At 54.1% G+C, this 13,401-nt stretch carries 15 protein-coding genes and 3 tRNA genes; 7 read left to right on the top strand and 11 right to left on the bottom strand.

Annotated features, from left to right (window positions below; translation table 11 throughout):
• Positions 1-89: 89 nt before the first annotated feature.
• The 6 genes from H7R76_RS20325 to H7R76_RS20350 form a co-directional block, all read right to left on the bottom strand.
• Positions 90-869 carry a TatD family hydrolase gene (locus H7R76_RS20325; RefSeq protein WP_182968045.1) on the bottom strand — a complete coding sequence of 260 codons (780 nt, stop codon included), beginning with the start codon at positions 867-869 and terminating at the stop codon, positions 90-92.
• Positions 870-979: 110 nt separating this feature from the next.
• Positions 980-1,141: a DUF1328 family protein gene (locus H7R76_RS20330; protein WP_106925217.1), complete on the bottom strand. Its 162-nt coding sequence runs from the start codon at positions 1,139-1,141 to the stop codon at positions 980-982.
• A 205-nt stretch (positions 1,142-1,346) separates the two neighbouring features.
• Positions 1,347-2,936 (bottom strand): peptide chain release factor 3, encoded by a 1,590-nt coding sequence (prfC, locus tag H7R76_RS20335; protein WP_106925216.1) that lies wholly within the window; start codon positions 2,934-2,936, stop codon positions 1,347-1,349.
• 93 nt (positions 2,937-3,029) lie between these two features.
• Positions 3,030-3,707, bottom strand: a complete 678-nt coding sequence (gene yjjG / locus H7R76_RS20340; protein ID WP_106925623.1) for a pyrimidine 5'-nucleotidase — start codon at positions 3,705-3,707, stop codon at positions 3,030-3,032.
• A 17-nt stretch (positions 3,708-3,724) separates the two neighbouring features.
• Positions 3,725-4,171, bottom strand: coding sequence for a ribosomal protein S18-alanine N-acetyltransferase (gene rimI, locus H7R76_RS20345; protein WP_182966285.1), 447 nt, complete (start codon positions 4,169-4,171; stop codon positions 3,725-3,727).
• On the bottom strand, positions 4,140-4,553 hold the full coding sequence (locus tag H7R76_RS20350; protein WP_106925214.1) for a DNA polymerase III subunit psi: 414 nt from the start codon (positions 4,551-4,553) through the stop codon (positions 4,140-4,142). The genes rimI and H7R76_RS20350 overlap by 32 nt, the downstream gene beginning before the upstream one ends.
• Positions 4,554-4,655: 102 nt before the next feature.
• Here H7R76_RS20350 and rsmC point away from each other — a divergent pair, with 102 nt between their 5' ends.
• The 4 genes from rsmC to H7R76_RS20370 all read left to right on the top strand — a co-directional run bounded on the left by rsmC (position 4,656) and on the right by H7R76_RS20370 (position 6,234).
• Positions 4,656-5,687, top strand: coding sequence for a 16S rRNA (guanine(1207)-N(2))-methyltransferase RsmC (gene rsmC, locus H7R76_RS20355; RefSeq protein ID WP_106925213.1), 1,032 nt, complete (start codon positions 4,656-4,658; stop codon positions 5,685-5,687).
• A 223-nt stretch (positions 5,688-5,910) separates the two neighbouring features.
• Positions 5,911-5,997 (top strand) — tRNA-Leu (locus H7R76_RS20360).
• Between the two features lie 27 nt (positions 5,998-6,024).
• A tRNA-Leu gene (locus tag H7R76_RS20365) sits at positions 6,025-6,111 on the top strand.
• Positions 6,112-6,147: 36 nt separating this feature from the next.
• Positions 6,148-6,234 (top strand) — tRNA-Leu (locus H7R76_RS20370).
• Between the two features lie 35 nt (positions 6,235-6,269).
• Here H7R76_RS20370 and H7R76_RS20375 read toward each other — a convergent pair.
• A complete protein-coding gene (locus H7R76_RS20375) occupies positions 6,270-6,509 on the bottom strand; it encodes a DUF1435 domain-containing protein (RefSeq protein ID WP_182966287.1) in 240 nt (79 codons plus the stop codon).
• 225 nt (positions 6,510-6,734) lie between these two features.
• On the opposite strand from H7R76_RS20375, the gene H7R76_RS20380 reads away from it, so the two are divergent.
• Positions 6,735-7,799, top strand: a complete 1,065-nt coding sequence (locus tag H7R76_RS20380) for a GGDEF domain-containing protein (protein ID WP_106925211.1) — start codon at positions 6,735-6,737, stop codon at positions 7,797-7,799.
• A gap of 102 nt (positions 7,800-7,901) precedes the next feature.
• Positions 7,902-8,690: a siderophore-iron reductase FhuF gene (gene fhuF, locus H7R76_RS20385; protein ID WP_182929514.1), complete on the top strand. Its 789-nt coding sequence runs from the start codon at positions 7,902-7,904 to the stop codon at positions 8,688-8,690.
• A 35-nt stretch (positions 8,691-8,725) separates the two neighbouring features.
• Here the strand turns inward: fhuF and H7R76_RS20390 are convergent, their stop codons facing one another.
• Complete coding sequence (locus H7R76_RS20390) at positions 8,726-10,069, bottom strand: PTS sugar transporter subunit IIC (protein WP_106925209.1); 1,344 nt, start codon at positions 10,067-10,069, stop codon at positions 8,726-8,728.
• Between the two features lie 338 nt (positions 10,070-10,407).
• Here H7R76_RS20390 and H7R76_RS20395 point away from each other — a divergent pair, with 338 nt between their 5' ends.
• Positions 10,408-10,878, top strand: a complete 471-nt coding sequence (locus tag H7R76_RS20395; protein ID WP_106925208.1) for a YbaK/EbsC family protein — start codon at positions 10,408-10,410, stop codon at positions 10,876-10,878.
• Here H7R76_RS20395 and bglJ read toward each other — a convergent pair.
• The 3 genes from bglJ to H7R76_RS20410 form a co-directional block, all read right to left on the bottom strand.
• Positions 10,875-11,510: a DNA-binding transcriptional activator BglJ gene (gene bglJ / locus H7R76_RS20400; protein WP_227673923.1), complete on the bottom strand. Its 636-nt coding sequence runs from the start codon at positions 11,508-11,510 to the stop codon at positions 10,875-10,877. The two genes, H7R76_RS20395 and bglJ, sit on opposite strands and share 4 nt — an antisense overlap.
• Before the next feature lie 8 nt (positions 11,511-11,518).
• A complete protein-coding gene (locus tag H7R76_RS20405) occupies positions 11,519-12,244 on the bottom strand; it encodes a helix-turn-helix transcriptional regulator (RefSeq protein WP_106925207.1) in 726 nt (241 codons plus the stop codon).
• A 278-nt stretch (positions 12,245-12,522) separates the two neighbouring features.
• Positions 12,523-13,401 carry a helix-turn-helix domain-containing protein gene (locus H7R76_RS20410; RefSeq protein WP_182966289.1) on the bottom strand — a complete coding sequence of 293 codons (879 nt, stop codon included), beginning with the start codon at positions 13,399-13,401 and terminating at the stop codon, positions 12,523-12,525.

Raw genomic sequence — 13,401 nt, forward strand, 5'->3', positions numbered from 1 at the left:
TAACGTCACGGGATTATATTTTTCGTTCGCTGTCACAGGTTTCACGCAATAGAATCAGGCTAATACCTGACAATGAGATCTACGTCACCTTACAAGGCCGAAAAGAGTGCATGAGTATTGGCGTAAAGCGCGCTGGCTATCTGTTCCGGTGCCTCCGGGCGCAGTGAACAAAGATGAGTAAAGACGTCCGCAATCCGCTCGGGTCGATTCGGCTGCCCTTGATAACCGTTGAGTGGCATATCAGGGGCGTCGGTTTCCAGCACCAGTGCTGAAAGCGGCAGTTGCGCCATCACGTCCCGCGTCTTGCTGGCCCGCGGGTAAGAAATCGTGCCGCCAACGCCAATTTTATAGCCCAACTGAACGAAGCGTTCCGCCTGCTGCAGGCTACCGGCAAAGCCATGTACCACACCGGTTCGCGGCAGGTTATGCCGCTTGAGATGCAGCGCCAGCTTGTCATGGGTACGTCGCGAATGCAGGATCACCGGCAGATCGTACCGCTTTGCCAACCGTAACTGCGCATCCAGCAGGTATTGCTGACGTTCAAACTGCGGGTCCTCACGGTACAGATCGAGGCCAATTTCCCCGATCGCCACCAGCTTTTTCGGGCGCGCGGCCAGCAGGCTCTCAAGCTGTGCCAGACTCTGCTCGTCGTGGTGCTCTACGACAATCGGATGCAGACCGAGCGCGGCATACAGCGGCGCATGCGAGGCGGCCAGCGCCAGCACGCGGGTGAAACGCGCCGCTTCAGTCGCCGGAACGATAATGTTCTCCACGCCCGCCTGCGCCGCACGCGCCAGGCTCGCCGCTTCATCATCGGTAAAAGGGGGAAAATCAAAATGACAGTGGGTGTCGATAAAACGGTAGGTCACGCGCGCCTCGTCGGTAAAGCTGGTCTGAGGGTATCGTAAAACAGCCGCCATAAAAAAAGCCAGCACGTAGGCGCTGGCTTATACCGTGGTTGCTGTGATGTTAAGAAAAGCTAAGGACGCTTACGTCCCATGAAGAGGCTGACCAGGAACAGAATGATACCGACAACGAACACAATTTTTGCTGCGCCCGCTGCTGCCCCCGCCAAGCCACCAAAGCCCAATGCGGCGGCAATCAACGCGATAACCAGAAAGATAATGCCCCAACGAAACATATGATTCTCCTTTATCCGTACGTGCCGACCAGTTGATCGATCCAGTAACTAAAATCAACAAGATATTTTTCATCGTGCTGATAATGAGACTAGGTCAAAAAGGACGCCGCTGCGTTAAAACCTACCGCAATTAGGAACATTCTGTCGTTGGGAGCGAGGGGGAAAAACGGGCAGAGCACGGCGGACGCCGTGCTCTGAAGGGCGATTAGTGTTCGCGCGTTTTGCGGAACTCGACGTCAGGATAGCGTTCCTGCGTCAGGTTCAGGTTGACCATGGTTGGGGCGATGTAAGTCAGGTTATCGCCGCCGTCCAGCGCCAGCTGTACTTCGTTTTTACGCTTGAACTCTTCAAATTTCTTCACGTCTTTCCCTTCCACCCAACGGGCGGTCGCGACGTTCACCGATTCGTAGATAGCTTCTACGTTATATTCACTTTTCAGGCGCGCAACGACCACGTCAAACTGCAGCACGCCGACGGCCCCAACGATCAGATCGTTGTTGGCGATCGGGCGGAACACCTGAACGGCACCTTCTTCCGACAGCTGAACCAGCCCTTTCAGCAGCTGTTTCTGCTTCAACGGATCCTTCAGGCGAATACGACGGAACAGCTCCGGCGCGAAGTTCGGGATACCGGTGAACTTCATCATTTCACCCTGGGTGAAGGTATCACCAATCTGAATGGTGCCGTGGTTGTGCAGACCGATGATATCGCCCGGATAGGCTTCTTCAACGTGCGAACGGTCACCTGCCATAAAGGTCAGCGCATCGGAGATCACCACATCTTTGCCGATGCGAACCTGGCGCAGCTTCATGCCTTTTTCATATTTACCGGACACCACGCGCATAAACGCCACGCGGTCGCGGTGTTTCGGGTCCATGTTGGCCTGAATTTTAAACACAAAGCCGGAGAACTTCTCATCCTGAGCTTCCACCAGGCGAGTGTCGGTCTGACGCGGCATCGGCGCAGGCGCCCACTCCACTAAACCGTCCAGCATGTGGTCTACGCCAAAGTTACCCAGCGCGGTACCGAAGAAGACCGGGGTAATTTCACCGGCCAGGAACAGCTCTTTATCAAACTCGTTGGATGCGCCCTGCACCAGCTCCAGCTCGTCACGCAGCTGCTGCGCCAGCTCTTCACCGACCGCCGCGTCCAGATCCGGGTTGTTCAACCCTTTGACGATACGCACTTCCTGAATGGTGTGGCCTTTACCGGTCTGATACAGATAGGTTTCATCTTTATAGAGGTGGTAAACACCTTTGAACAGCTTGCCGCAGCCAATCGGCCAGGTGATCGGCGCACAGCCGATCTTCAGCTCGCGCTCAACTTCATCCAGTACTTCCATCGGATCGCGGATGTCACGGTCGAGTTTGTTCATAAAGGTCAGGATCGGCGTATCACGCAGACGGGTCACTTCCATCAGCTTACGCGTCCTGTCCTCGACGCCTTTCGCGGCATCGATGACCATCAGGCAACAGTCGACCGCCGTCAGCGTACGGTAGGTATCTTCGGAGAAGTCTTCGTGCCCCGGGGTGTCCAGCAGGTTCACCAGGCAGTCATGATACGGGAACTGCATCACGGAGGTGGTAATGGAGATACCGCGCTGCTTTTCCATTTCCATCCAGTCAGATTTCGCATGCTGGCTGGAGCCACGACCTTTTACCGTACCGGCGGTCTGAATAGCCTGTCCGAATAACAGGACCTTTTCCGTGATCGTCGTTTTACCGGCATCCGGGTGAGAAATAATGGCAAAAGTGCGGCGTTTGGCCACCTCTTGCAAATAAGGAGACAACGTCATAATTCAATCTTCTTGAGTAAGCACGGCATCACGCCGCGCATGTTGAATACGAAAAAATTGCGGCTATTTTACCCATCAAAGGGGGGCTGGCAATCACTGTTTACACAGGAGTCGCTCCAGTTCAGGCAATGAGGTTACCGTCCAGTCAGGCGTGATGCCTTCCGGCAGCGCGCGCTGGTGCGCGTTCAGCCAGCAGGTTGCCCAGCCGGCGTTCATGCCGCCGAGAATATCCGACTCGGCGGTATCGCCAACCATCAGCATGCGCGAGCGGTCTGGGCTGCCGGCCTGTTCCCGCGCGTAGTCAAAGATTCGGCGGTCCGGTTTTGCCACACCGACTTCTTCAGAAATCACCAGCAGCTCAAAGTGATCGCGAAGGCCAGTACGCTCCAGACGAATCTGTTGCAATGAGGTAAAACCGTTAGTAATGATGCCCATCTTGACCTTGCCCTGCAGCGCGTTCAGCAGCGACACGGCGCCCGGTAGCGGTGCACAAATCTCGGCCATGGCATTCATAAAGGCATCGTTCAAATCGCCAGGATGAACGTTCAGGCGTTCTGCCCAACTGGTAAAACGTTGATGCTGAAGCTGGAGCGAAGTGATCGCCCCATTCTGGTAGTCCACCCATAGCGGCTTGTTCACCGCCTGGTAGTCCTGGAAATCTTCCGCGGTAAAGGTCACGCTGTAGTCGAGAAACATCCGCTGTAGGCCGCTGAACGCGTCAAACGTAAACAGCGTCTCGTCGGCATCGAAGAAAATCCAGTCCCACTTCATCATCATTTCACCTTATCTTACATACCAATCGGCAGCGCCATCACAATGGCATCCTCACGGCCTTCCGTCGTGGGATAATAGTTGCGACGAATCGTCGCCTCGTTAAAACCTAAACTCTCATACAGCGCGATGGCCGCGTGGTTAGACGCGCGCACCTCCAGCCAGAGCGTCAGCACGCCGCGCGTTTCTAACGTCTCGATAAGATGTTCAAGCAGTTCGCGCCCTAAGCCTCGGCGCTGATACGCCGGATCAACCGCAATGTTAAACAGCGTCGCCTCATCCAGCACCACCTGCGTGATGGCAAAGGCCGCCATCTTGCCATCGACCGACATCTGGAAGTTCAGATAGCGATCGCCCTGATTACTGACGAAGGTTTTTTCACTCCAGGGAAACGCATGGGCGCGTCTTTCGATGTCGAAGGCGCGGGGTAAATCAGTCGTGCTGAGGGTAGAAATCGTGTTCATGGGCGCATATTTGTTGCCAGAGCGCGGCGCGAGCGGGCGCGCTGGCCTGAAGTTCATTAAACGGCGGCGTCGAAATCACCGCCCCTTCCAGCGTCACCGGCGCGTCGTTACCCAGCCGCCAGCAGTGGCAGCGGCCCTCTTGTGGCAACATGGCTACGCGATCGGGCGTCAGCGGTAAAACCTGGTCCGGCGTCATGCGCAGTGCGCGCAGAATGTCGGCCATCAGCGGCTCCGTCAGTGCGGGGAGTTCTTCGCCCACAATCACTAAACGAACATGCTGCGGAAGCGTAATCGCGATTTCCCCCTGCAGCGCCCCTGGGCGACGCAGTGACCACTGGGTAATACCCAACTGTTGTAATTGCCAGTCTCGCCGGGATGTCATGTACAACGCTCCTGTCTATCAAGGGCGCAAATATAGCAAATTCATCGAAACTGCGCCAATTACACACTATAATCGCGACCTGAGTTTAATGAGGAAACATTCATGTCTGCTTTTACCCCGGCAAGTGAAGTCTTGCTGCGCCACAGTGACGATTTCGAACAGAGCCGTATTTTCTTTGCCGGCGATTTGCAGGATGACCTGCCCGCACGCCTTGAAACCGCCGCAAGCCGCGCGCACACCCAGCAGTTCCATCACTGGCAGGTGCTGAGCCGCCAGATGGGCGACAGCGTCCGCTTTGGCCTTGTGGCACAGGCGGAAGACGTGGCCGACAGCGACACCTTTATCTACTACTGGCCGAAAAACAAGCCGGAAGCCCAGTTCCAGCTGATGAACATTCTGTCTCTGCTGCCGGTGGGCACCGATATTTTCGTCATTGGCGAAAACCGCAGCGGCGTGCGTAGTGCCGAACAGATGCTGGCCGAGTACGCGCCGCTGAACAAAGTCGACAGCGCCCGCCGCTGCGGCCTGTATCATGGTCGTCTGGAAAAACAGCCGTCGTTCGATGCGGAAAAATTCTGGGGCGAATATCAGCTCGATAATTTAACCATTAAAACCCTGCCAGGCGTATTTAGCCGCGACGGGCTGGACGTCGGCAGCCAACTGCTGCTTTCCACCCTGACGCCGCACACCAAAGGCAAGGTGCTGGACGTCGGCTGCGGCGCAGGCGTGCTGGCCGCGACGCTCGCCAGCCACTCGCCGAAAGTTCGCCTGACGCTGTGCGACGTGAGCGCCCCGGCGGTTGAAGCCAGCCGTGCGACGCTGGCGGCCAACGGCATTGAAGGCGAAGTGCTGGCCAGCAACGTCTTCTCTGAGGTGAACGGTCGTTTTGATATGATCATCTCCAACCCGCCATTCCACGACGGCATGCAAACCAGCCTTGACGCCGCACAAACGCTGATTCGTGGCGCGGTGCGCCATCTGAACAGCGGCGGCGAGCTGCGCATCGTGGCCAACGCCTTCCTGCCGTACCCGGCGGTGCTGGACGAAACCTTTGGTTTCCATGAGGTGATTGCCCAAACCGGCCGCTTCAAGGTCTACCGCACGGTAATGACGCGTCAGGCGAAAAAAGCCTAATATCCGCAGGCGGGATAAGCGATAGCGCCATCCGGCACAGCCACGGATAACGCCGGATGGCGGCGTAAACGCCTTATCCGGCCTACAAAAGCGGCCAAATCCGCATAACCGCCTTTTTTTTCAGCAATCGTGCAAAGTTCGATAATTAACTGTTGACGCCCAGCGTAAAATCTCTAGAATTCGGCCCCGTGGTAACGATTCTTTCATAAAGAATCGATGGTATGCGAAGGTGGCGGAATTGGTAGACGCGCTAGCTTCAGGTGTTAGTGTCCTTTCGGATGTGGGGGTTCGAGTCCCCCCCCTCGCACCATAATCCACGTTATATCGCTCGCACTGTGCGAAGGTGGCGGAATTGGTAGACGCGCTAGCTTCAGGTGTTAGTGTCCTTACGGATGTGGGGGTTCGAGTCCCCCCCCTCGCACCAACGAGGCGATATAAAAAAAGTAACGAGACAATCTGTGCGAAGGTGGCGGAATTGGTAGACGCGCTAGCTTCAGGTGTTAGTGTCCTTACGGATGTGGGGGTTCGAGTCCCCCCCCTCGCACCAGTTTTCTCGCTCTCTTCTTCGTGTTTCCTTCCTGTCTATTCCATCAGCTTTACATTCATCGCAATCAGCACAATACCGCCCATTAACGCAATGCAAGACGGTAACAGGACGAAGTGTCGCAGCCGACGATGCCAGATCATAGCGCTGCTCAACAGCAGTCCACACACAATGACCCCGCGCCAGACGTCAGTTGAGAGCCCCAGGGTACTCAGCAGTGCCAGTACAGCGCCCGGAATCAGAGCGCCCCAGCCGCTACCTAACGTTTTTTGCAACATGATCCGACCCACTCAAATGATAATGATTACCAATATCATATGATGTTTTTTGTTATTTGTCTGCACTTGCGCTAAGGTTTCATAATCATTAATGACATGCATATTATATGGTGTTAAGTTGTATAAAAAATCAGCATGTCGCATATAAAGAAATTGCGCTATTCCTACTGCATTATTCTGTTTTTAATGCGTTTATTTATTTAAGGCTGACTACAACTTCAAACAATGACCGTACAATCATGGCGCACGCTGCGTGCGCAAAAATATCAGCTCACGTTCCGGCTGTTTTTGTTTCTGAACCTGATTTCATCGACGCTCTCGGTGTTCAGCCCGATATATGATGTAAATATATTTCCTCTGCCAGCGATGCTGATTGCGGTGGGCAGCAGCGTGATGCTGTTGTGGAACTGGCGCTACGCCCGGATAAAGCTGAACCTACCCATGGTTTCGGCGATATTCGGCTGTTTATGGGGCTGGCATATTTTAAGTAAAACTTTTGCGTTGCCGACAATAAATGACAATTTTCAGCTGGTTGCGCTATTTAGCGTGTTATTTGTTGGCACCATTGCTTTTTCCAATAATATTGTCGCGTTTGCGCTGCATTCACTCCCCACATTTATTGTTTGCCTGTTTACCAGCAATACCACCGAGTGGTGGCGTATGGCCTATTGTTTTGCCCTACCGTTAATCGGTATTGCGATTCAACACGTCATCCAGCGGCGCAACGACAAATTTGCGCAAGGGCTGATGTATAAGCTGCTGGAAGAGCGTGAAACGCTCAACGGCCTGAGCATGCTCGACCCGTTGACCGGCCTGTATAACCGTCGTGGCTTTCAGTTTCGCCTGGATTCGCTCAAAGCGCTCGGCCCCGCTCAGCACTCGGTCCTGCTGCTGGATATCGACCATTTCAAGGCCTACAACGACCATTACGGCCATATGATGGGCGACCAGGCCCTGATGCGCGTCTCCGCCGCCATTCGTAACGCCGTACGTTCTCGGGATATTGTGACCCGCTTCGGCGGCGAAGAGTTTATGGTGCTGCTGCCGCAGTGCGACATCACCAACGCCATGCAAACGGCAGAACGGATTCGCCAGCATGTCTACGATCTCAAAATTCCACATATGTTTAATGCCGCCGTCGCAACACATGTCACCGTCAGCATCGGCGTCGCGCCGCTGGAAGATAACAATATCGACGCCGCTATCCAGAGAGCGGATAAAGCGCTGTATGAAGCCAAAAACATGGGGCGCAACAACGCACTAACCAGCGAACAGCTCCCCGCTGCCTGAGTTCACAAAAAATGGGTGCAGGCGACAAATCGCTTGCGCTCACTTTTATCTATAGCTACGATTGCTAATCATTATCATTTATATTTTTATCTCGTTAATCCTATGGCCTATCGTTCCGCACCGATCGCTGATGACCTCATCTGGCGCACGCCGCTCCCTCCACGGGAAAATGCGCTTGCGGAATCAGTACGTGCCAAAATTGCCGAACATCGCCCGCATATGCTGGAAATGTTTCGACTTAACGAGAGCGCCCCGGGCAACGCTAAAACGCTAGCCGAATGGACCCGGCCTACCGAATTGACCTCACTGCTGGCCATCTACTCCGATCACATCTATCGCAACCAGCCGATGCAGCCGCGCGAAAACAAGCCGCTGATTTCGCTGTGGGCACAGTGGTATATCGGCCTGATGGTGCCGCCGCTGATGCTGGCACTGCTGACCGAATCATCTGCGATTTCCGTTTCACCGGAGCATTTCCTGGTTGAGTTTCACGAGACTGGCCGTGCGGCCTGCTTCTGGGCCGACGTACATTGCGACCAACGGGTCAGCAACATGCCGTGGGATCGGCGGTTGGACAGTTTAGTCACTGAAGGATTAATACCGGTTGTGAACGCGCTGGAAGCCACCGGCGAGATTAACGGCAAACTTATCTGGAGTAATACCGGCTATTTAATTAACTGGTATCTAGGTGAGATGATCGCGCTGCTTGGGGAAGAACAGGTTAGTCTCCTGCGTCAGCGCTATTTCCTGACCAGGACGCTCGCCGACGGCCGCGATAACCCGCTGTGGCGTACTGTGGTTGAAAGGGACGGTCGCCTGGTGCGACGCACCTGCTGCCAGCGATACCGCCTGCCGGACGTCAAGCAGTGCGGTGACTGCACGCTTAACTAACCGACGGGGCAAATGCCCCGTCGTTTCACTGCCTATCAGGCAACCTGCTGGCTCTCTTCCTCCGCACGCTGCGCTTCTTCTTCTTCCTGTGCTAACAGCTGTTTTTCATACACTTTGAAGAACGGGTAGTAGATGATGGCCGACACACAGGCCAGCAGCACCACCAGAATCGCCGCACGGAAATCCCAGCCAAGCGCCCATGCGCCGCCGATCGGTGCCGGGGCAGTCCACGGCACGACGGAGATCACTCGACCGATCAGATCCAGTTTCATTGCCGCCCAGGCCAGAACGGCGTTCACCATCGGCGCCAACAGGAACGGAATAAAGAACACCGGGTTCATGACGATTGGGGTTCCGAAAATAACCGGTTCGTTAATATTGAACAGGCTTGGCACCACGCTCAGACGGCCGATGGAGCGCAGGTGCGCCGAGCGGCTGCGCAGGTAGCAGAACACCAGTCCCATGGTCGCCCCCGAGCCGCCCACCACCACGAAGAAGGTCCAGAATGCTTCCATAAAGATGTGCGGCAGCGGTGCCCCCTGCGCTAGCGCAGTTTGGTTCAGGCCGAGGTTGGTCAGCCAGAACATTTGCAGCATACCGGACACGATAGCCGCACCGTGGATCCCCGCAAACCACAGCAGGTGGCCAATCAATACCGCCAGCAATATAGCCGGTAAGGAGTCAGCCGCGGAAACGAGCGGTTTAAACAGCGACATGATCGCCTGCGGGATCAGCATGTCGAACTGGCTCTGAATGAACAGGCTCAGCGGGTAAAGCGTCAGTACGACCACCAGCACTGGAATCAGCAGGTCGAAGGAGTTTTTGATCATCGGCGGGACCTGATCCGGCAAACGGATCCCGATGTTGCGAACCTTCAGAAAACGCATCATCTCTACGCAGTATACGGCGACCAGAATAGCCGTGAAGATCCCGGTACCACCGAGGCTATCGACCGGCAGATGGCCTTCCGTTTTCGGCGCGGCAACCAGCAGGAACGCCATGATCGACAGCATCGAGCACATAAACGGATCGAGCTGGTTGGTTTTTTCGTAATGTTTGCCTAAGTTGTAGGAGATAGCGGCGCAGATGTAGATGGACATGATGCCCATCGTCATATCAAACGGCGTCAGAATCCGGCCCTCAAACTCTTTTGCCAGGTCTAGCCAAGCGCGGGCAAACCCCCAGGTGGTGTCCGGCGAGAACGGCGGATAGGCAAACACCAGTAGAAACGATCCCACAATCATAAAAGGCATAGCGGAAATAAAACCGTCACGGATAGCCATGACGTGGCGCTGGGATGAAATACGACCAGCAACGGGACTGACGTAGTTTTCTACAAAACGAAAGATCAGATTAAATGCAGCGTGATTAGCAGACATAGCAGCCCTCCTGACAGGCTTTAGACGTAAGCACAGCAACAACGATTTTGCCGACATACGACTGGGCTAACCGTGAACGCTTTGTGACAGCCGCGTAACGCGCCTGGCATATTGTTCATAGGGATACCGTTCATATATGGCTCTTATTATGGATACAAAGGAAGTTACCCTTGCAGTATCAATCCCCTGAAGACTAACTGCAACCGGTTACAGTAACCGGTTGCAGTGATTGTGAAGGAGATCCAGAAATCAAACAATTTTTGCACAACTTCGGCGCTTTATTTACAACCTGGGTAGCTTTATGACAGAGTGACTCGCCAAAAAAACAGGAGTCAACAATGAGCCTACAGTCAGTACGAGAATTCTTTGCCGAGCACGCGCCCGACATCAATATTATCGAGCTTGAGCAAAGCACTGCGACCGTCGCGCTGGCCGCTGCCGCTCACCGGGTTGCGCCCGGGCAAATTGCTAAAACGTTGTCGCTAAAAGTCAAAGATCGCGTCATCCTGATCGTCGCCAAAGGCGATGCCCGTCTGGACAATAAAAAGCTCAAAGACACTTTTGGCGCGAAGGCCCGCATGCTCAGCAGCGACGAAGTGGTCGAGCTGACCGGGCACCCGGTGGGCGGCGTATGCCCGTTTGGCCTCGAAAACCCGCTGGACGTCTACTGCGACGTGTCGCTACAAGAGTATGACGAGGTGCTTCCCGCCGCCGGTGCTATTCATAGTGCGGTACGCATCTCTCCGCAAAGAATGGCGACCCTCACCGCCGCGACGTGGGTCGACGTTTGCCTGACGCCCACAAACTAAGCGGTGCGAAGCAGCGCCCGAGAGCGGGCTATATAGCGATCGGGCAACGACACCAGTAAATCAGCCGCGCTGAGCAAATCAGCGTCGGAGTTAACGCCAAGCTTGGTCATCGCATTAAATTTATGCGCGCGTATGGTTTTAATATTTCGCCCCAACCGCTGCGCGATTTCCATCAGCGAATAGCCGTAGGTCATGTAGCGCAAAATCATATTCTCGGTCGGGCTCAGAAAACTGTTTTCGCGCAGTACTGAAGATGCCGCCGCGCACTCATGCCCTAACGACGTTTCTTGTAACAGCTCGAGTACGTTTTGTTTGAGTTCAACCAGCGCGCTGGATTTGCTCAACACGCCGTGAAGATAAGTGGGTGACAGGTGCCTGATGAGTGCCGCCTCGACGTTATCGTTCGCCAGAATGATGCGGACCATCTGCTGATGACAACGGGCTATTTCGCCCATCGCCAGCAGACACTCAATGCGCGGCTCTCGCGTGCCGGACAGGCAGCAAATCAGCACATCAAAAGGCGCCTGGCAGAGTGCGGTTTTAAATTCACTCATCGAGCGAAAAAACTGAATCGTAAAATCTTTATTCCGCGAAGACGTTAATAAATGGCGTAGCCCGACTTCCGCCATCATGCAATCTTCTATGATAGCGACGCACTGCTTCCTGCTGTGCTTTTCCATTCTGCTTGTTCTCCATAAGCCGAGTAGAGATTGAGTTCCTTCATTCCCTGATTGCTGTTGATCCAGGCGTACATTTCCGCATTGCTACGCAAAGAAAGTCGACGCATCGCGCTATTTTTTTGCGCGCTTATCGTCTTGTTGCTCTTTTTCAACAGGGCTGCAATTTGGTTAATCCCCCAGCCTTTTGCCAGCAGACGCAGAACCTTGCGCTCTGACAGCGTTAGCATTACCGCACGGTCGTTTTCACCTTCGATATCATCACTGTTATGCATGGAAAGCAGCGTCTGGCTAATTTTTTCCGTGCTGACCCCCCCCAGCTTTATGGCCTTGATGACGCGATCGATAGGGTCTGAATCTGAGAGCAGCGTACTTTCTGGACGCATCAAAAACTCAACGGCCAGTGCGTAATACTGACGGCTAATCATGAAGATCCAGTGGATATCCCGATACTGGGAAAGCAGCGTGTAATATTGCTCGCAGACCGCGCGAGGATTTCTGACTTCGCCAGAAAAATCAATAATAACGACATCTGTTCGACGCAACTGAAGCAGCGTTAACTCTTCCAGAGACTGGCAAAAATTGAGCTCATAATCCGGGAAATGTGTTCCCATTATTGTACTGAGCCCAGACTGCATTACCGGTATTTTGCTAATAATCACCGCGAATTTGCAGTATTCTGGCGACATAAAACCTCCGTATCCATTCGAAGATTCACTTCCTGAATATAAAATTATTTAATACAGCACAACGTATTATCAGGAAACTAAACCATCCCTTTTCTATTTCCTTGACTGCTATAATATTATTATTGCGTTCTCACCAGACCAATAAAAAATGCTGCTACATGGATGTACTGGCGGGTTAAACGGATGCAGTATGGCATGGTGATTTAAAAGCACTCACTTAGAAAATATTAAAAATGACATAAGAATAATTAAAATTCACTATCCATATTCTTACTCGTCTATTCTATTTTCATTTTGAATTCTTTTGGCGCCATCCCGCCGCGTTTGCGGAAAAAGCGCGAGAAGTAGGTCACATCGCTAAACCCGAGATAGTCCGATACCTGCGTAATGCTCATACTGGTGTACTGGAGGCTTCTTTTGGCCTCCAGCAGCAGGCGCTGGTGCAGGACGCCTAGCGCGCTGGTACCGTGAAACTCGCGGCACAGGCAGTTGAGATAAGTCGTCGAGACGCCAAGACGCTGCGCATATTCCGCCAGCGAAAGGTGCTCGCGATAGTGGCTCTCAATAAGCCGCGCAAACTGCCTCAGCACGCTGCGTTTGCGCGCACTTTTATCTTCAAGGATCGCGGTCGGCGCGCCTTGCCGATTCAGCCAGACCAGCAGCGCGCCGAGCAGGGAAGACAGCATCATCTCGCGTGCATCCTTTTCGTGGCTGTACTCTTCGAGTAGTGCGGCAAATACCGTGTGAATATGGCGTCTGGCGCGCTTGACCATCACGCAGACGGGTTGACCGAGCACGTCTAGCTGTCCGCCAAACTGCGCCTCCAGCCGGCTCAGCAGCGGGAGCGCCAGCGAAAGTACGTAGCCCTGAGTGCCGGGGGAAAAACGAAAACCATGCACGCATAGCGACGGCACGACCTGAATACAGGGCCCGTTAACCGCTCGTCGCTCCCCCTCAATTTCAATCTCGGCCTGGCCTTTATGCACATACAGCAGCTGCACCAGCTCCGCATGCTGATGAACGCGAATATGCCATGCGTACAGGCTGCTGCGCTGATGTATTGACTCACAGTGCAGCAAATCGGGCGTGGGCCAGCCCCTCTGCTCGCCATACAGTTTAAAGACCGGTACGCTCTCCGGCGCTGACGCCCGCTTCAT

The organism is Klebsiella sp. WP8-S18-ESBL-06 (assembly GCF_014169755.1).
Taxonomy (GTDB): domain Bacteria; phylum Pseudomonadota; class Gammaproteobacteria; order Enterobacterales; family Enterobacteriaceae; genus Kluyvera; species Kluyvera ascorbata_B.